This window comes from Photorhabdus sp. P32 (assembly GCF_038085095.1).
GTDB lineage: Bacteria > Pseudomonadota > Gammaproteobacteria > Enterobacterales > Enterobacteriaceae > Photorhabdus > Photorhabdus luminescens.
On the sequence record NZ_JAZGJN010000291.1, the window covers coordinates 80,067 to 100,331 of the forward strand.

At 42.8% G+C, this 20,265-nt stretch carries 14 protein-coding genes and 1 pseudogene; 6 read left to right on the forward strand and 9 right to left on the reverse strand.

All coding sequences use genetic code 11. The annotated features are described in order from the left end of the window. Positions 1 to 98: 98 nt before the first annotated feature. The 6 genes and pseudogenes from V2H77_RS21055 to zapG form a co-directional block, all read right to left on the reverse strand. Complete coding sequence (locus V2H77_RS21055) at positions 99 to 473, reverse strand: hypothetical protein (protein ID WP_341500353.1); 375 nt, start codon at positions 471 to 473, stop codon at positions 99 to 101. 15 nt (positions 474 to 488) lie between these two features. Further along, on the reverse strand, positions 489 to 656 hold the full coding sequence (locus V2H77_RS21060) for a hypothetical protein (protein WP_341500354.1): 168 nt from the start codon (positions 654 to 656) through the stop codon (positions 489 to 491). 400 nt (positions 657 to 1,056) lie between these two features. After that, on the reverse strand, positions 1,057 to 2,118 hold the full coding sequence (gene degS, locus V2H77_RS21065) for an outer membrane-stress sensor serine endopeptidase DegS (protein WP_341500355.1): 1,062 nt from the start codon (positions 2,116 to 2,118) through the stop codon (positions 1,057 to 1,059). A 1,802-nt stretch (positions 2,119 to 3,920) separates the two neighbouring features. After that, positions 3,921 to 4,061, reverse strand: a pseudogene (locus tag V2H77_RS21070) (type II toxin-antitoxin system VapB family antitoxin); the annotation flags it as partial. A gap of 142 nt (positions 4,062 to 4,203) precedes the next feature. Continuing rightward, a complete protein-coding gene (degQ, locus tag V2H77_RS21075) occupies positions 4,204 to 5,580 on the reverse strand; it encodes a serine endoprotease DegQ (protein ID WP_341500356.1) in 1,377 nt (458 codons plus the stop codon). A 238-nt stretch (positions 5,581 to 5,818) separates the two neighbouring features. Next, complete coding sequence (gene zapG / locus V2H77_RS21080) at positions 5,819 to 6,223, reverse strand: Z-ring associated protein ZapG (protein WP_265381347.1); 405 nt, start codon at positions 6,221 to 6,223, stop codon at positions 5,819 to 5,821. Positions 6,224 to 6,441: 218 nt separating this feature from the next. Between zapG and zapE the strand changes: the two genes are divergently transcribed. The 5 genes from zapE (at position 6,442) to sspB (ending at position 10,315) form a co-directional block, all read left to right on the forward strand. Then, positions 6,442 to 7,572, forward strand: a complete 1,131-nt coding sequence (zapE, locus tag V2H77_RS21085; RefSeq protein WP_341500357.1) for a cell division protein ZapE — start codon at positions 6,442 to 6,444, stop codon at positions 7,570 to 7,572. Between the two features lie 380 nt (positions 7,573 to 7,952). Continuing rightward, entirely contained in the window at positions 7,953 to 8,381 is a 429-nt protein-coding gene (rplM, locus tag V2H77_RS21090) for a 50S ribosomal protein L13 (protein WP_011148147.1), read from the forward strand. 15 nt (positions 8,382 to 8,396) lie between these two features. Continuing rightward, entirely contained in the window at positions 8,397 to 8,789 is a 393-nt protein-coding gene (gene rpsI, locus V2H77_RS21095) for a 30S ribosomal protein S9 (protein ID WP_011148146.1), read from the forward strand. A gap of 365 nt (positions 8,790 to 9,154) precedes the next feature. Beyond that, the gene (sspA, locus tag V2H77_RS21100) at positions 9,155 to 9,796 is read left to right on the forward strand and encodes a stringent starvation protein SspA (protein ID WP_049582693.1); all 642 of its coding nucleotides are present in this window, start codon (positions 9,155 to 9,157) and stop codon (positions 9,794 to 9,796) included. 3 nt (positions 9,797 to 9,799) lie between these two features. Then, positions 9,800 to 10,315: a ClpXP protease specificity-enhancing factor gene (gene sspB / locus V2H77_RS21105; RefSeq protein WP_265380411.1), complete on the forward strand. Its 516-nt coding sequence runs from the start codon at positions 9,800 to 9,802 to the stop codon at positions 10,313 to 10,315. Between the two features lie 50 nt (positions 10,316 to 10,365). On the opposite strand, the gene V2H77_RS21110 is transcribed toward sspB, so the two are convergent. From V2H77_RS21110 to gltB, 3 genes are all read right to left on the reverse strand, one after another. After that, positions 10,366 to 10,872 (reverse strand): hypothetical protein, encoded by a 507-nt coding sequence (locus V2H77_RS21110; protein WP_265380412.1) that lies wholly within the window; start codon positions 10,870 to 10,872, stop codon positions 10,366 to 10,368. Between the two features lie 238 nt (positions 10,873 to 11,110). Beyond that, positions 11,111 to 12,529 carry a glutamate synthase small subunit gene (locus V2H77_RS21115; RefSeq protein ID WP_341500358.1) on the reverse strand — a complete coding sequence of 473 codons (1,419 nt, stop codon included), beginning with the start codon at positions 12,527 to 12,529 and terminating at the stop codon, positions 11,111 to 11,113. A gap of 9 nt (positions 12,530 to 12,538) precedes the next feature. Next, complete coding sequence (gltB, locus tag V2H77_RS21120) at positions 12,539 to 16,996, reverse strand: glutamate synthase large subunit (protein WP_341500359.1); 4,458 nt, start codon at positions 16,994 to 16,996, stop codon at positions 12,539 to 12,541. 744 nt (positions 16,997 to 17,740) lie between these two features. Between gltB and arcB the strand changes: the two genes are divergently transcribed. Continuing rightward, complete coding sequence (gene arcB / locus V2H77_RS21125) at positions 17,741 to 20,086, forward strand: aerobic respiration two-component sensor histidine kinase ArcB (RefSeq protein WP_341500360.1); 2,346 nt, start codon at positions 17,741 to 17,743, stop codon at positions 20,084 to 20,086. Positions 20,087 to 20,265: the final 179 nt, after the last annotated feature.

Below are 20,265 nucleotides of genomic sequence, written 5' to 3' on the forward strand. Positions count from 1 at the left end.
TCAGTCTCCAGGTGAAGATAAGGAAGCTATAGCGTGCAGGGGCTGGAGAGGAAGAACAAGGTGAGTTCACCGGAGTATTACCCCATAATCCCAGGCTTTTATTCTGGTGGGCAATCGCATCCCCGGGCCGGGGCCTGGCCTTCGGCGGCGACCGTGCTCTGGCCGAAAAAACCCATCACGCCATGCGTCAGGCTGTCGCCGATATCATTGCCTATCTGCGCCCCCGGTTTCCCGGCGGCCACCCCGGCGACCAGCGGGAGGACGGCGTGAGCGCCGCCCACTGCGGCGGCATACGTTATCGCGGCCGCCAGAGAATGATGCTGAAAATCCTCACTTTCCAGATAATTCAGCACCGTATCGGCCGAAGCGCTGCTTTCGGTCTGCGGGGGCGCATTATCCGCCGGTTCTGTACCGGTTCTGGTTGTGCGCTGTGCGGCGCCGGCCCCCAGCCAGGCCATCATCAATATGCTCATGACCCCTCCCGGCCATTATGGTTCATCACTCAGATAGGGATGAAATGAGGTCATCATGGTGAGTATCTGTTTTAGTTGGGTTGGGGGCATGTTACATGTTAGCCCGTCGGCGCTTTGAATATTCAGGCGGCCAGAGATTTGTTCGGTGCTAAATCGTTTGAATGGTTTTTTTTGGAATGACATCACGCTTCCTTTATCATTTCTGAGGGTTTACAACGTACGGCACAGTTGTCCGACAGCGTTAATTGCGGCGCGTAGTGATAAATAAATCATCCAAAGGTTAAAAAGCCTCGGGTAAAGCACATCGAACTATGAGAGTGCTAGCAGTCTGTTGCTGATAGTCTTATTGATAACCTGTATTGAACAGGCAACATCGGGGATATTCTATTGTTGTTAAGATAACCGAACTGATAAGTAGTTTTATTTGTTTAATATCCAATCAAGAACATATAATAAAAAATTCATGTTGTCCCGCCTGTTTGTGTGATTAATATTTGATTAACTTAATAAATGTGACATAAATCCCAAGTTTTTTAATCAGCGGCGCTCACCAAAAATCCGATTTAAGTGAAGTTAAGATTAATTAATATTCATCATATTCTTCAATTGTCACTTGCAGAGATAATATTTTCCCATCGCGCAATAAAGTGACAGGAACAACGCTGCCGGGGCGTATTTCAGCCACTTGATCCATTGTTTCAACCGCAGAAATAGCGGGTTTATTATTGACACTGGTAATGATATCACCCACTTTAATACCGGCTTTTTGCGCTGGCCCGTTTGCAGTCACCTGAAATACTCGTAACCCTTGAAGCTGGTTGATATTGCCGTTAGAAGAGCGAATATGCGGCAGCTCTTGTGATGTTATACCGATAAAACCTCGGATAACCCGTCCGTCACGGATAAGTTTCTGCATAATCTTGGTGGCGAGTTCAGTTGGAATAGCAAACCCCAATCCTTCTGGAGTTTCACCATTTTCACTTTTATCGAATGATAATGTGTTGATACCCACCAGTTCGCCAAGGGTGTTAATTAATGCACCGCCAGAGTTACCTTGATTAATGGAAGCATCGGTTTGGAGGAAGTTTTGCCGGCGGGTCGGGCTTAATCCAACGCGACCGGTAGCGCTAATAATCCCTTGAGTAATGGTTTGCCCCAAGTTGTAAGGGTTACCAATGGCTAAAACGACATCTCCCACATGAGCCACTCTATTTGGGTTAATCGTAATGACAGGCAAATTCTCGGCATCAATTTTCAGGACGGCAAGATCCGTTAAGCTATCAGAACCTATGACCAGAGCTTCATAAAAATGACCGTCTTGCAGTGCGACAATAATTTGTCCTGCATTATTAATGACGTGTTTATTCGTAAGGATATAACCTTTATCACTCATAATGACGCCAGAACCAAGGGTATGGTTTTCCCGGCCTTGATGGGAAAAACTTCCCATGTTGCTGCTGTAAACGTTGACTACGGCGGGCGCCGCCCTACGGACGCCTTTATTAAAGCTGAATGGAGCTTCATCATTACTGTTGCTGGTAATTGCAGATATCAACCCGCCAGGGCGCAGTGATGGAATGGTAATCAGTAAAATTACAGCTACAAGTAATCCTAAAAAGGCAGAGCGCAGCAACTTGGCAATCATGGGTATTATTCGGTGTGAGTTAATGAGTCATTGCAGGATAGCATAGAAATGAACAGACACCGCATTGTGCTGTATCTCGGATCGCTAGCTTTTAGCGCTTCGATTATCACTATTGAGTTTTCATTAATAATAAAACGAAAAAATTTGTACTGATAGTTTGCATGGGGATTAAACTCTTTTTTATCGCATTTTGCTAAAATCGGGGGGATTTTAACGCTGTTTTTACTGTCTTTAACTTTTCGTTTTAGCGTTTTTTATTTACTTAACAACGTTGAGTTTCTCTCAGATTAAATCATGTGTGGAGGCGTTTTTTATGTCATCTGAAAGCAAGGAGTGAAAGAAACTTCCACTCATTCAGGTAAGATGAGATACGCTTTATCTGAATATGATAAAACGGTAGTTAAAAAGCTGTTTATGGTCTGTCAGTGTAGTTTTAAAATTTGGAAAAAATAGTAAGCGTATTATGAAAGAACAGGTGAAAGCTTTAATCATTAAAGGTAAAAATAAGTGATTAAGGCTTTTTTAAAACGGGTAAAAAATTCAATGTTATACTGATATTGGAAGAGAAAACATCAGGAAAAACCGGTTTTAAATTGATTAACAAAGTGACAGAGTTAATCCAACAATAAGAATAAAGATATTTAACAGGATTAACCGTATTAAGTTAATTTTTTAAATAAGAGATTTTACATGGCCTGTAAGGAGTTTTCGAAAAATCGGAGACAATCATTAAATAGAAACGATAAACCTTTAAGTTAGTTAGATTATCAGCATTGAAAATGATTAAATAGGTAGGAATTAACCCTGATATTATTAGTATATCTGTTATCTGCTCTGGTTTTAAAACTAAAAAATTAAACATAAGAAAAAGAGAAAACTTAATCATCAGTTTAATGGAAAAGAGGAAGTTAACTATTTAGCAGGAAACGAAAGAACATTAGGTTTATAAAAACTGCTTAATGAAAATTATCTATTGGATGCATTCTTGATTAAAAAAATAGGAAAACTCTAAAAATGAGAATCGTTTTACAGGTTCCATCTTTTTAACCTGGTTAACCTGCTCTTTTTACTTGTATTCTTCGTTTTTAACGATCGCAAGCGCTTTTTTATCGGTAATTAACTCAGCTAAGGGTTAAAAGGTAGGTATTCTATTAATGCCAGTTTTTTAAAAAGTACAGAGTGAATAAAGATGGTTTATTCCTTACTATGATCATTTAAGAGTGAGTATATAGAGAAATTAGAGATTTTATATAAAAGGAGAAGGCAGATTTAACTCAAAGATGCACTTTTTATAAGTGCAGTTAATTATATTTAATCAAATGCTATTAATCATTAACAGAAAGTTGAAAAGAAATCATCAGGTAAAAGAATATTATTCAGCATGTTGATATTAAAGTGTTTTCTAATCGTTATTTTACTGAGAAAATTATAAGCATAACGCAATAAAAAGAGGGATAAAACGGTTAATGTGGTAGGATTTAACTGCTAAACAGAAAGTTAATTATCTGAAAAAATATAAAGGGGTATCTTTAACATCATCAGGTTATTTACTGGCATAATTTATGCGGAAAAATAAAGGTTGGCGGCCTATAAAAAGTTCTCAGGATTGAGAGTAAACAGTATCAGAAAAGATAAAAAAGCGGATGTGATTAACGTTGGTTAAATGTAAAATACGATATGCCATGATGATTAAACTTAATAAAAATCAGGTGTTAAAAGTGGTAAAAACAACGTTTAAAACCTGATGCCGATTAAAAGCAGCGGTTAAAACAATGGTTTATATTTTTTCATAACTTAATACATCATTCTTCCACAATATCCAGTCGTTCGATTAAAAAGTCAAAGTCAGCTTTTTCTTGTTGCAAAAAGGAATTCCAACTGGGTTTAGCTGGTTGCAAAATAATGGTATCGCCTTCACGAATAATTTCCAATACATTCACTCCTTAGAAATTGAGGTAGACAAGTATAAAACATTTTTACTAGTGGAAAAACAAACCTCATTATTTTAAATAGGTTGATCAGCACCATAAGACACAGCATTACGCTGTGCCTTAAATGGAATCGGATCGATTTTTACTAAAAGTATTAATTTCTCAGCAACAGATAGATACTTTCTTCACCGCGAAGAATATTCAGCGCTATGACTGGCGGTTTAGAATCAATAACTTTGCGCAGTTCATTAATATTCTGTACCCGTTCATTATTGATCCCGACAATCAGGTCATTTTTCTGTAAGCCAGATAATGCCGCCGGTGAATTTTGGGCGACACTATCGATTTTCACACCGTAAGTCCCTTTCACTTCACCATTACTCAGGGTTGCGCCTTGCAGGGCAAGGGTCAAATTTCCCGCTTTAGTTGTTTGGCCTTCACTGTTTTCTAGCGTAACAGAAACCTCCATTGGTTTACCTTTACGCAATAAGCCAATTTTAACTTCTTTACCTGGTATTGTTGTGCCGATTTTGGCTTTCAGTTCAGCAAAGCTATTAATCTTCTTGCCGTCAACGGAAACTAAAATATCGCCGGATTTAATACCTGCTTTCGCTGCCGCGGATTTTGGTAATACTTCACTGACAAATGCTCCGCGCTGGGCATCGATATTGAATGCCTTAGCGATATCGGAATTCATTTCAGTGCCTTTAATACCGAGAATACCGCGCTTAACTTCACCATGAGCGATAAGCTGCTCACTCAGGGTTTTTGCCATATTACTTGGGATTGCAAAGCCGATACCGATGTTACCGCCGCCTGGGGCCAGAATAGCGGTATTGATACCGATTAATTCACCATTCAAATTAACCAGTGCGCCACCGGAGTTGCCACGGTTAATAGAGGCGTCCGTTTGGATGAAATTTTCTAATCCTTCCAGGTTCAGACCGCTACGCCCTAACGCAGAGATAATGCCGGAGGTTGCAGTTTGACCAAGGCCGAATGGGTTACCAACCGCAACCGCAAAATCGCCAACTCGCAGTTTATCAGAATCGGCCATAGTAATTGCAGTTAAATTCTTAGCATCTTTCAGTTGCAGCAGGGCAATATCCGTCTGAGGATCGCGGCCTAATAATCTGGCTTCATATTCACGTCCATCATTCAATTGGACACGGATTTTATCTGCATTCTCAATAACGTGATTGTTGGTTAATATATAACCTTTGGCAGCGTCAATGATGACACCTGAGCCAAGCCCTTGGAATGGGCGGGTACTTTCACGGCCCATTGGTAGGTTGGGGCCAAAGAAGAATCTGAATTCTTCAGGTATACTCTGTTCCTGTTGTACCTGCGTACCGGAAACATGCACGCTGACAACGGCTGGCAGGACTTTCTCAAGCATCGGCGCGAGGCTTGGCAACGCCTGACCGGCGATAGCAGCAGGTAAAGCAGCGCTACTGGTAGCAGGGATTGAAATTGTAGACAATCCGATACTGATTGCTAACGCACTAAGAAGTAAGTGTTTTCTTTTCATCTAATTTTGTTCTCTTGTATACCTAAGCCAGAAGGCCAATGAAGTTAATTCCGGCAAGCAGCCATGATTACTCTATGACTGTTAATTATTAAATAAAGTTCATCTGGCAAACAGATTTTGCATGATTCTTTACAGGGATTTACATGATTGAAAAATAAAAAAACAAAACTCGCGGGTAGATAATAGGTTTTACATTTGAATTAATGCTGTGGCACAGAGCATGCCACAGCGAGAGTTTTTACTGGTTTTTTTCATTCATCGGACGAAACAGGCCGGAAGCGCCATCGGAATAATCTTTTGGTGGCATTTTAACCGGAGCTTGATCATTATCCGCCTCTGATTCAGTTAATCGATAATTAAATGGATTGTCTTGTACTGGCATATTCGGCATCAGTTCATGAGAGCTTTTAGCCATATGCTGATATAACTGACGATAATCGCGAGCCATGTTGTCGAGTAATTCTGCACTGTGGGCAAAATGACCAACTAATTCTTTACGGTATTCTTCCAGTTCTGATTTATTATTCTCCAGTTCAGTTTGTAAGGCTTTCTGCTGGCGCAGCTTAGTGTTGCCAAAGCGCATAACTAACGCTCCGATAACAAAACCAACTGCCAATCCAATCAGTGCATACTCCCAAGTCATAGCTACTCCTTCATCAACATCGTTGTTCCGCAGAATGTTTCACTTAATTATCGCCACTATAACCGTTAATCTAGTTAGAGTGGAATATTGATCATGATTTACATTTGTTTGTAGATCTTATTCTGAACCTTATTGTAGACAATTGATCCGGTGATAAGGTCAATCTGAATCATAAAAACGATAAAAAATGGGCGATTATTTTAAGGATTGTTATTGTCATGCCATCATTGATTACCCCTTCATCATACTATCAAAAAGCCCTTTCCGAGGGTAAATACCAACCCGATGATGTTCAGCGTCAAGTCGTTGCTCAATTGGATACTATACACCATGCTCTGATTAATACTTCTTTCTGCAATCCGGTGAGACGCCAAGGCTTGAGAGGGCGTCTAAGTAAACTGTTAGGAAAGCAGGTTTCAATGAGCTGTACACCTGCTCAAGGGCTTTATATGTGGGGAGGCGTTGGTAGAGGGAAAACTTGGTTAATGGATATGTTTTACCAAAGTTTACCCGGTAAAAGAAAATTACGTTTGCATTTCCATCGTTTTATGCTGCGGGTGCATGAAGAGTTAAAGACATTGCAAGGGCATGAAAATCCACTGGATATTGTGGCGGATAGTTTTAAAGCGGAAACAGATGTGCTTTGCTTTGATGAATTTTTCGTCTCCGATATTACTGATGCTATGATTCTTGGTACATTGTTGGAAGCGCTGTTTGCCAGGGGGATTACCTTGATTGCAACGTCCAATATTCCTCCTGATGAACTCTATCGTAATGGCTTACAGAGAGCTCGCTTTTTACCTGCTATTGAGCAGATCAAAAAATATTGTGATGTTATGAATGTGGATTCGGGTATTGACTATCGGTTGCGCACATTGACACAAGCTCATCTCTATTTCGAACCGCTGAATGAAGATAATGAACGAGAGATGGATCGAATGTTTATTCTTTTGACCGGTAACAGTAGTGAACAAGCTTCGGTATTGGAAATTAACCATCGGCAGATGCCGGCGATTCGTAACGCTGACGGTGTATTGGCAATTGGATTTAAAGTTTTGTGTGAAGATGCGCGCAGTCAGATGGACTACATTGTTTTATCAAAACTTTATCACACTGTTTTGTTATATCAGGTTCCAGCGATAATGCCGGGTAATGAAAATGCCGCTCGTCGTTTTCTGGCGTTGGTTGATGAGTTTTATGAACGTCGAGTAAAACTGATCATTAATGCGGCGGTGCCGATGGAGCAAATTTACCAAGGGGCGTTGTTGACTTTCGAATATCAGCGTTGCTTATCCCGTTTGCAAGAGATGCAAAGCGAAGAGTATCTGAAATTACCTCATTTACCTTAATTTTGTGTTTCCCGTATATTTCAGACTCAAAACTGGTTTGAAATATTTAAATTGGGGTCGATTTTTATTTTTGACTTCTCTATAATCTTGCGACCCCACGTTACAGCAATGTTTTTTTTCCCAAAAAACTTGCATATACCTAATAGATTTCGAGTTGCAGCGCGGTGGCAAGTGAACGAATCCCCAGGAGCATAGATAACGATGTGACTGGGGTGAGTGAAAGCAGCCAACAAAGCAGCAGCTTGAAAGATGAAGGGTATATAGTGCCGGCATAGGCTATTCGAAGGGGTAGGTTTGCTGGACAAGAGTCGTGTGAACCTCAGCAAGTTTCTGAACCTTGAGTGTTCACCAACGTGTAACTTATTATTGGGTAAGCTTTAATGAAAACTTTTACAGCTAAACCAGAAACCGTAAAACGCGACTGGTATGTTGTTGACGCAGATGGCAAAACTTTAGGCCGTCTTGCAACTGAAGTGGCTCGTCGTCTGCGCGGCAAGCATAAAGCGGAATATACTCCGCATGTTGATACCGGTGATTACATCATCATCGTTAATGCAGAAAAAGTTGCAGTCACCGGCAACAAGCGTTCTGATAAAATTTACTATCACCACACCGGTCATATCGGTGGTATCAAGCAAGCGACCTTTGAAGAGATGATTGCTCGCCGTCCTGAGCGTGTAATTGAAATCGCGGTTAAAGGCATGCTGCCAAAAGGGCCACTGGGCCGTGCAATGTACCGTAAACTGAAAGTTTACGCCGGTAGCGAGCACAACCATGCGGCACAGCAACCGCAAGTTCTGGACATTTAATCGGGATTATAGGCAATGGCTGAAAATCAATACTACGGCACTGGTCGCCGCAAAAGCTCTTCCGCACGTGTCTTTATTAAGCCAGGTAGCGGCAATATCGTCATCAACAAACGCAGCCTTGAAGTTTACTTCGGCCGTGAAACAGCGCGTATGGTTGTTCGTCAGCCGCTGGAATTGGTTGATATGTTGGGTAAACTGGATCTGTACATCACCGTTAAAGGTGGTGGTATTTCTGGTCAAGCAGGTGCAATCCGTCACGGTATCACCCGCGCACTGATGGCGTATGACGAAACTCTGCGTTCTGATCTTCGTAAAGCTGGCTTCGTTACCCGCGATGCTCGTGAAGTTGAACGTAAGAAAGTTGGTCTGCGTAAAGCACGTCGTCGTCCACAGTTCTCCAAGCGTTAATTTTTTGTCTTTATGGCAATTATTTAATGTGCAAACCCGTCTTTGCGGCGGGTTTTTTACTTAATTATCCATACACTTCCCCCAAAATGTACAAAATCTGGTAAACTAGCGCCAATTTTTGCCTCATCCATTTGTCTGCCGACTATCTGAACGATAGTAATTGCGTTGAAACGGTATTAATTGTGTTGAAACGGTAATATGTGTTGAAACGGTAATTGCGTTGAAACGATAGTCATTGTGTTGAGTAGCGCATTCCGTATTCACCGTTGCGGCGCAGAAACATAAGGGGTGAGAATGAATGAGTAAGAATAGTCGTGGTCGTGTGGGGCTATTCATTCCTTTTTTAGATAAACTTGGAGGTTTTCATGGCTGTCGCTGCCAACAAACGTTCGGTAATGACTCTGTTTTCAGGCCCGGCCGACATTTTTAGCCATCAAGTGCGAATTGTATTGGCGGAAAAAGGTGTCAGCGTTGAAGTTGAGCAGGTTGAGGCAGGTAACCTGCCACAGGACCTTATCGATCTGAACCCTTATCAGACAGTTCCGACTTTGGTTGATCGTGAGCTGACGCTATATGATTCCCGCATCATTATGGAATATCTGGATGAACGCTTTCCTCATCCGCCATTAATGCCTGTGTATCCGGTTGCCCGTGCTTCCAGTCGTTTGATGATGTACCGCATCGAAAAAGACTGGTACTCCCTGATGTATACTATTGAGGAAGGCAATTCTCAAGAAGCCAATGCTGCCCGTAAACGATTAGCAGAAGAGTTGCTAGCAGTGACGCCAATATTTAAAGAGATGCCATTCTTTATGAGCGAAGAATTCAGTTTGGTTGATTGTTATCTTGCTCCTTTACTATGGCGTTTACCGGTATTGGGGATAGAGTTACCGAGTTCGGGTACTAAAGATTTACAAATTTACATGCAGCGTGTCTTTGAGCGTGATGCATTTTTGGCTTCATTAACCGAAGTTGAACGTGAAATGCGCTTGCAATCCAGGAGCTGATTTATGGAGCTATCTCAAATGTCTCCCCGTCGTCCTTATTTGTTGCGTGCTCACTACGAGTGGTTACTCGATAATGATATGACTCCGCATCTGGTTATAGACGTGACTTTACGTGGAGTTAATGTACCAATGGAATATGCCCGCGATGGACAAATTGTGCTGAATATAGCGCCGAGAGCTGTTGGTAATCTTGAGTTAACCAATGATGAAGTACGCTTCAATGCCCGTTTTGGCGGCGTTCCCCGTCGGGTTAATGTACCGATGGCGGCAGTTATAGCGATCTATGGCCGTGAAAATGGGGCGGGAATGATGTTTGAGCCTGAAGCAGCTTATAAAGATGAATATCTTTTTAAATCCGCTTCAGATCAGGATAGGGCCGATGCCTCTACATCCGCGGCAGATAATCTAGTATTAGTTACAGATACATTGCCCGATGTTGAAGATGATAGTGGAACTTCACCTGATGATGAGCCACCTAAACCGACGAGAGGGCGCCCTGCTTTACGGGTAGTAAAATAAGCGTTAAAAGAGGGGGCGATTTGCCTCCTTATTTTTTTCAAATTTATTGATTAGAATTCTGAATTGTAGGCTTTTTCTAATGCCCAGAAACAATCTTCAGCTCTGCTTTTAGCTTCGCTATCTGTGATAGCGCCTAAGCTTTTTTTGACCTTATCTATAAATTCTATTTTATTCTCTCTGGTCCCCAGTTCTGGTGGAATTGTGCAAATATCAGCTAATGATATATTGTTTTCTTGATCTGCGTTAGCAAGGACCTCAACAGGATTATTAATTAATGCCAGGGATAATGCGTAGCGTATCTCTTTGGCAAAACCCAGGTGCGTGCTTTGCGTTAATTTAAAAGCCAGTTTGATCCAGTTGCTGTCACCAGTAGTGATGTTGTGAGTGATTTCTTGTCTGGCCCCCATTTCCCCTAATTCTGCCGCTACAGAATTGGTACCTCTGTTTATAATTTCTTTAGTAATGTTTTCCGGGGTCAAGGGCTGTGATAAAGCAAGTGCCGTGTGGCTGATAAACAGCATTGGAGATAATAAAATTAGGGTTTTTATTAGCTGCATTAATATTTCCAGTATTTATAGTTGAATAAGCATCGTGATATTTGTGTTGGTTAGTTGGAATACTTTATTTAATACTCATCTTAATGAGAAAGAATATTCCAAAATATTATGTATGACAGTAATAAATGTGGAATGTTCATTAAATTCACTTACTTTTTTGTCTAAGTGGAATCCAATTAATATAAGTTATCGAATTGATAATAGAAAGAGATGGGAGCTAAAAAGCTCCCTTGGTTGATTAGATGTTGAGATAATCAAGAATGCCTTGCGCGGCTTTACGCCCCTCGGCAATTGCAGTGACAACTAGATCTGAGCCACGAACGGCATCCCCGCCGGCAAATATTTGTGGATTGCTGGTTTGGAAAGGAATATCTGAGTACTCTGGTGCGACAATGCGTCCCTGTTTATCCAAGGTTACTTGATGATCACTTAGCCAGTTCATTGTATGTGGTTTAAAGCCGAATGCCATGATCACTGCATCGGCTTTAAGCAGGTATTCCGAGCCGGCGATAATTTCAGCTTGGCGACGTCCGTTCTCATCAGGTTGACCTAATTGGGTCCGTACCATTTTTATGCCGCAAACTTGACCTGAATGGTTGATCTCAATATTGACAGGTTGCAGATTGAACAGAAATTCTACACCTTCTTCCTTGGCATTTTTGACTTCGCGTTGGGAGCCTGGCATGTTGATTTCGTCACGACGATAAGCACAAGTCACCGAAGCCGCTTTTTGGCGAATAGCGGTTCTGACGCAATCCATTGCAGTATCACCGCCGCCAAGCACCACGACCCGTTTACCTTGCATATTGATGAAAGGTTGCGATTGTAGGGCAGGATAACCCATCAAGCGCCGGGTATTGGCAGTCAGAAATGGCAGAGCATCATAAACACCATCAGCATCTTCATTTGCCAGCCCCCCATGCATTGACTGATAGGTTCCTACACCAAGGAACACCGCATCAAACTGCTTAGTCAGTTCGGATAAAGCAATATCTTTGCCTATTTCAGTATTAAGCCGGAATTCAATTCCCATTTCAGAGAAAATTTCACGGCGGCGTATCATGACCTCTTTTTCTAGTTTAAATGCCGGTATGCCAAAGGTGAGTAATCCACCGATTTCTGGATGACGATCAAAAACAACGGCTTGTACGCCATTACGGGTTAATACATCGGCACAAGCTAGCCCCGCAGGGCCTGCGCCAATAATCGCAACCTGTTTGCCCGTTGGCTGAACTTGTGACATATCGGGCTTCCAGCCCATAGCAATAGCTTTATCATTGATGTAACGTTCAATATTACCAATCGTCACTGCGCCGAACTCATCATTCAGAGTACAAGCGCCTTCACACAGGCGATCCTGTGGACAAACACGACCACAAACTTCCGGCAGGCTGTTTGTTTGATGGGATAAATCAGCCGCTTCCATAATACGTCCTTCATTGGCAAGTTTAAGCCAATTGGGAATGTAGTTATGGACGGGACATTTCCATTCGCAATAAGGATTACCGCAAGAAAGGCAGCGATCTGCCTGTGTCTGTGCCTGAATTGCTGAAAATGGCTCATAGATTTCCACAAATTCTATTTTGCGGATTTTCAGCGGCTTTTTAGGCGGATCGACACGTTGTAAGTCGATAAATTGATATACATTCTGGCTCATCTTGGCTCCTTATTGCGCTTGAATTCGCAACTCTGCGGAAGAACGACTGCGATGTCCCAGTAGGGCTTTCACATCACTGGATTTTGGTTTCACAAGCGCGAATTTGCTCAGCCATTGTTGCCAGTTAGCAAGAATATCTTCACCGCGCTGGGAGCCAGTCAGGAGGACGTGCTCAGTGATAAGCCCTCGCAAGTGTTCTTCGTGGATAGCTAAGGTAGCTACTGCCAGTACTTCGACTAACTCTGGGTTAACCCGTTTGCGGAAATCATCATTTTCATCCAGGACATAAGCAAAGCCGCCAGTCATTCCTGCGCCAAAATTTATGCCAGTGCGTCCGAGAATACAGACGATACCTCCTGTCATATATTCACAGCCGTTATCTCCGATGCCTTCTACAACCGTAATCGCCCCTGAATTACGAACGGCGAAGCGCTCTCCTGCTCGTCCGGCAGCAAATAGTTTGCCCCCGGTTGCGCCGTAGAGACATGTGTTGCCAATGATAGTCGCCTGATGGCTTTTGAAGGCAGAACCCACTGGTGGGTGTATGACAATGCGGCCGCCAGCCATACCTTTACCGACATAATCATTGGCATCGCCGATAAGTGTCAGCTCCAGACCGCCGGCATTCCAGACACCAAAACTTTGACCGGCAGTTCCATTGAAATGAATTTTTATTGGCGCCGCGGCGATCCCCTGATTACCATATCGAGCAGCGATAAAACCGGAAAGGGAAGCGCCCACTGAACGATCAGTATTACGGATATCGAAATAGAAAGTTTTACTGTGTTGGTTCTCAATATAGCTAGCGGCTTGAGCCAGTAAGTTTTTATTCAATGCCCCATTATCGAATGGCGGATTGTTTTCGGTGCAATATAATGTTTTGCCTTGATGGGGTTCTGCGGTTGCCAAGAGCGGATCAAGATTTAGTTTGCTCTGTTTCGCTGAAATACCTTCCAGTACTTCAAGCAGGTCAGTTCGGCCTATTAAATCAGTTAGCTTTTTGACACCCAATGCCGCCATAATCTCTCTGGTTTCACGGGCGATGAAGCGGAAATAATTCATTACTCGTTCAGGTAATCCGTGGTAGTGGTCGCGACGTAATTTCTCATCCTGAGTGGCAACCCCAGTTGCACAATTATTGAGATGGCAAATGCGCAGATATTTGCATCCAAGAGCAACCATTGGGCCGGTACCGAAACCGAAACTTTCAGCGCCAAGAATGGCTGCTTTAATAATATCTACGCCTGTTTTCAAACCGCCGTCAACTTGTAAGCGGATCTTATGGCGTAATCCGTTAGCAACTAGCGCTTGTTGGGTTTCCACCAGCCCCAATTCCCAAGGGCACCCGGCATACTTCACCGATGACAATGGACTGGCTCCAGTACCGCCATCATAACCTGCGATAGTAATTAAATCGGCATAAGCTTTGGCAACGCCAGTGGCAACAGTACCAACACCGGGTTCTGAAACCAGTTTTACTGAGATCAGCGCATTGGGGTTGATCTGTTTTAGATCGAAAATCAACTGAGCCAAATCTTCAATAGAGTAAATATCGTGATGTGGTGGTGGAGAAATAAGTGTTACGCCGGGTACGGAATAACGCAGTTTTGCAATATACGGCGTTACCTTATCACCCGGTAATTGCCCGCCTTCTCCAGGTTTAGCGCCTTGCGCGACTTTAATCTGAATCACATCAGCATTGACCAGATAAGCAGGTGTTACGCCAAAGCGGCCGGAAGCGACTTGTTTGATGCGGGAGACCTTTTTTGTTCCATAACGTGCGGGATCTTCTCCACCTTCGCCGGAATTGGAAAAACCACCTAGCGTATTCATGGCTTCCGCCAGAGCTTCGTGTGCTTCGGGGCTTAATGCGCCAATCGACATCGCAGCGGTATCAAAGCGTTTAAACAGCTCCTCGGCAGGTTCTACTTCTTCAATAGGTATCGGTTCATCTTTTGTTTTTAGCGCCAGTAAATCACGGATTGTGGTAACTGGGCGTTGATTGACCAGACGAGAATATTTCAAGTAATCGTTATATTCGCCACTATGAACCGCAGCCTGTAAAGTGCTGACAACATCTGGGTTATAAGCGTGGTATTCGCCGTTATGAACATATTTCAGCAATCCGCCCTGATCGAGTGGTTGACGAGCAAGCCATGCACGTTTAGATAAGTTTCGCAGATCTTGCTCAAAATCGCTGAAATTAGCACCGCCAATTCGGCTGACGACACCATTGAAGCAAAATTCAGTTAATTCGGAGTGTAAGCCGACAGCTTCAAATAGTTTAGAGCAGCGATAGGAGGCGATAGTCGAGATGCCCATTTTCGACATGATTTTATATAACCCTTTATTAATACCATTGCGGTAGTTGAGCATGACATCAGCATAGGGTTTATTAATGGTGCCATTATCGACCATTTTGGCCAGTGATTCATAAGCCAGGTAGGGATAAATCGCTGTTGCGCCAAATCCTAGTAGTACAGTGAAATGGTGTGGATCACGGGCGCTCGCTGTTTCTACTATCAGGTTGGTATCACAGCGTAGGTTTTTTTCCACCAAACGGTGTTGAATAGCGCCAACGGCCATAGGCGCTGGTATAGGTAGCTTTTCCGAAGTAATGTTGCGGTCAGATAATACCAACAATACCGCGCCGTCTCTGGCGAGTTGTTCAGCCTGGTCGCACAATGCAAACAGGGCATTTTGCAGACTGGTCTCTTGTGGATTGAAAGTTAGGTCTAATCGTTCTGCGCGATAGTGTGGACTTTGTTGCGTTATTAATTGATGAAAATCAGAGTAGAGCAGAATAGGGGATTTAAAACTTAATCGGTGTGCCTGCCCCTCTGCTTCACAAAATACGTTCATCTCCCGCCCAATACAGGTGGTGAGAGACATAACATGTGCTTCGCGTAGTGGGTCGATTGGCGGATTAGTGACTTGAGCGAATTGCTGACGGAAATAGTCATAAATAATCCGTGGACGGCTGGAAAGAACGGCAAACGGTGTATCATCCCCCATTGAACCCGTTGCTTCCTGACCATTCTCTCCCAGGACACGGATGATTTGATCTAACTCTTCGTTGCTGTAGGCAAATTGTTTGTGATAAACCGCTAAGGATTGATCGTTCAGATCCCGGTGACCCGCTTGATCTTCCAATAATTCTTCAAATGGGGTCAGGCGCTTGACGTTTTTATCCATCCATTCTTTATAGGGATGGCGGCTTTTCAAGTCGTTGTCTGTTTCTTCTGCATGAAGTATGCGGCCTTGGCGGGTATCAATCACGATAAGCTCACCGGGACCAACTCGCCCTTTTTCCACCACTTCATCCGGTTGATAATCCCAGATGCCGATCTCAGAAGCACAGGTGATCAGCTTATCTTTGGTGATGACATAGCGGGCCGGGCGCAAGCCGTTACGATCCAGATTACAGGCAGCGTAACGTCCATCTGACATAACGATACCCGCAGGGCCATCCCACGGCTCCATATGCATGGAGTTGAAATCAAAAAAAGCCCGCAGATCCTCATCCATATCAGGGTTGTTTTGCCATGCGGGAGGAACCAATAATCGCATAGCACGGATTAAATCCATTCCGCCGTTGAGAAACAGTTCCAGCATGTTATCCAGCGAGCTGGAATCTGATCCTGTTTCGTTTACAAAAGGGGCGGCAGTTTGCAGATCGGGAATGAGCGGTGTTTTGAATTTATAGGCTCTTGCTCGTGCCCACTGGCGGTTACCGGTGATGGTGTTTATTTCGCCGTTATGGGCAAGATAGCGGAAAGGTTGCGCCAATGGCCAGCGTGGGACGGTATTGGTTGAGAAGCGCTGGTGGAATAGGCAAATTGCTGATTCCAAACGTAAATCAGCCAGATCGGGATAGAAACGGGGCAAATCTGCCGCCATGCACAGCCCTTTATAAATAGTCACCAGATTGGACAAACTGCAAACATAAAAATCGTTGTCGTTAATGCGTTTTTCTATTCGGCGGCGAGCAACGAACAAACGGCGTTCCAAATCACGTGCACGCCAGCCTGCCGGAGCGTTAACAAAAATCTGTTCGATACGTGGGAGGCTTGAAAGGGCTATTTCGCCCAGAATATCACTGTTGATGGGGACTTCACGCCAGCCGACGACTGACAGAGTTTCATTTTGTAGCTCTTGTTCGACGATTTCCCGGCAGTTTTGCGCAACCTGATGATCTTGGCTAAGAAAGAGCATACCAACGGCGTAATTGCGGGCTAAATGCCACTCTTGCTCCTGTGCGACCATTCGAAAAAAACGGTCAGGTTTTTGCAACAATAAACCACAACCATCACCGGTTTTGCCATCTGCCAGGATTGCCCCACGATGTTGCATTCTTGCCAAGGCATGGATAGCGGTACGTACTACTTTGTGGCTTGGCTCCCCCTCAATATGGGCTATCAATCCAAAGCCACAGTTATCCTTTTCTTGAGATTTGTTATATAGCATATGAACCTCCCGAGGTTCTGTCCGACTCTCACAGAAACTCACAGACATTTGTGAGATTAATATTTTTACTGGCGTCTGAATTGCGCCCTCAGTCAACCACCACTTGTTTATTTGTGATAAACAGGTGGTGACTTAAATGATATTGTGTCACTGCATAATTATGGTTCAGATGAGAATCTGACAGATGATTTCCAGTGACTTTCCAAGTTAACTAGAAATATAAATCAGGTCAAATATTACCGGTATAAGATAAGGATAGGTGGTAAGTAAAGTTAATATTATGATTTATAAGCAAAAAAATTAACATTAGAGTTGTGTGATATAGATCATGTTAGGATTTTAATGTGATTTATATCACTAATATTAGTGTAATATCTGTTTTATATATGCTGTTAAACTTTTATTTATTAGATTTAAAGTCTTACCAATGTAAACTTTGCCAAATAAATATGTATTTTTGTTTCTTTATAAGAATAAAGTTTTATCTTTTTGGGGGTATTAGAAGAGTAAAAAAGAATTTTATGCTTATTTTATCAATGTATTCGATTATTTATTCATATTTGGCTTGTGCGAAAAGACCGGCAGGAGTAAAAAGCCAGAATAATGTTTGGGAAGTCATAACTAAAACTATTAAATAATACTATTGTTTTACCAGGTCAACAATTTCTGTTATTCCTTCAACGAACCGGCGGGTCTTTTACGGTATGATCTGGAATGGTCATATTTTACGGGAGTCTTTATGAAATGAAGCTGCTCAGGGGCCTGGCCCAATATTATGTTGATTTAATGATGAAATTGGGGTTAGTGCGCTTTTCATTACTGCTTGCATCCGCATTAGTTGTTCTTGCTATGGGTGTACAGATGGTGGTCACTTTTCTGCTTCAAGGAGGAGTGCAAAGTATTGATTTAGTTCGTTCAATCTTTTTTGGTTTGTTGATTACGCCTTGGGCAGTCTATTTTCTTTCGGTTGTTGTTGAACAGCTTGAAGAGTCTCGCCAACGATTATCCAAGTTAGTTGAAAAGTTGGAAGTTATGCGTCAGCGTGATCGGGAACTTAATCAGCAATTAAAAGATAACATTATTAAGCTTAATCAGGAGATCTCTGTCAGGGAAAAAGCCGAGCAGGCGCATCTGATATTGTTGGATAAACTCAAAGAAGAGATGAAACACCGTGAGCAGACGCAGATTGAATTGGAACAGCAATCTATATTGCTGAAATCTTTTCTCGATGCCTCCCCTGATTTAGTCTATTACCGCAATGAAAATAATAAGTTTTCTGGTTGTAATCGGGCGATGGAGTTGCTGACGGGGAAAAGTCAGAAGCAACTTGTCGGGCTGACGCCAAACGACGTTTATGACAAAGAAGTTGCTCGCAAGGTGATGAAAACCGATGAAAAAGTGTTCCGTCATAATGTTGCACTCACTTATGAGCAATGGCTGGTTTATCCCGATGGTCGAAAAGCCTGTTTTGAGCTTCGGAAAGTCCCTTTTTATGATCGCGTGGGAAAAAGACACGGGCTTATGGGATTTGGGCGCGATATAACGGAACGTAAGCGCTATCAGGATGCTTTGGAGAATGCAAGTAGGGATAAGACCACTTTTATCTCAACGATTAGCCATGAGCTTCGTACGCCTTTAAATGGCATTGTTGGTTTGAGCCGTATTCTGCTCGATACTGAGTTGACGTCTGAGCAAAATAACTATCTGAAAACGATACATGTCAGTGCGATAACGCTTGGTAATATTTTCAATGACATTATTGAAATGGATAAAATTGAACGGCGTAAAGTGCAGATTGATAATCAGCCAATTGATTTTACCGGTTTTATATCCGATCTAGAAAACCTCTCTGGGCTGCTGGTGCAACCGAAAGATATTAAATTTGTAATGAATCCAGAACTGCCGCTGCCTGACAGAATCGTGACTGATGGTACTCGTTTGCGCCAAATTCTGTGGAACTTGATTGGCAATGCAGTGAAATTTACCCAAAAAGGGGAGATTAATGTTCGGATCTGGTACGAAGAAGGGGAACGCCTGCTGTTTGAAGTCACAGATACGGGGATTGGTATCCCATATGATGAGCAAGAGAAGATTTTTGCGATGTATTATCAAGTGAAAGGCAGTCATGGTGGTTGCCCGGCAACGGGAACCGGTATTGGATTGGCGGTATCTAAGCGTTTAGCCCAAAGTATGGGAGGGGATATTGTGGTGGAAAGTGAGCCGGGACAAGGTTCTCGATTTACACTGTCTATCATAGCGCCTGCTATGGAGGAGAGTCCTCTATGCGAAGAAGATACAGAAGATTGCCCGCTTCCGGCTTTGCATATCTTATTAGTAGAAGATATTGAGTTAAATGTGATTGTTGCTCGCTCTGTACTGGAGAAATTGGGTAACAGCGTAGAAGTCGCCATGAATGGTAAAGATGCGCTAGAAATGTTTAAGCCAGAAGAGTTCGATTTGGTATTGCTGGATATTCAGTTACCCGATATGACTGGATTAGATATTGCCCGTGAATTACGTCAGCGATATGCCAAAAAAGATCTTCCTCCCCTGATTGCGCTGACGGCAAATGTCTTAAAAGACAAAAAAGAGTATCTGGATGCAGGTATGAATGGTGTGTTAAGTAAGCCCCTTTCTGTGAATGCGTTAACCGCCATTATTGAACAATATTGGGGGGAGCAGTCTGTGCATCATATGCAGCTAGAAGAAGAGGAGCCAGGATTGATGAAAAAAGATGAAGATTTACTGGATACAGAAATGCTTAACCAATACATCGAGCTCGTTGGGCCACAATTGATTAGCAGTAGTCTGAATGTGTTTGAAAAGATGATGCCAGGTTACTTGTCTGTTCTTGACTCGAACATGACAGCTAAAGACCAGAAAGGTATTACCGAGGAAGCGCATAAGATAAAAGGTGCTGCGGGATCGGTTGGATTGCGTCATTTACAGCAATTGGCTCAGCAGATTCAATCACCTGATTTACCTGCATGGTGGGACAATGTTCAGGAATGGGTTGATGAGTTAAAGCAAGAATGGAGAAACGATACGGAAATTTTAAGAGAATGGTTGGCGGACGCTGAAAAAAAATAACCCCAACCGAGGTTGGGGTGCGCGAATACTGCGCCAACACCAGGGAAAACTTTTTACACGCCTATCTGATAGATCTTTGGTTGCGGCGAGTAAATGGGGAATTCTCCGTACATCATACAAGTACCAACATAGCAAAGATAAGATTTTTTGTTACAAGATTCATTAAAATCTGTGATGAA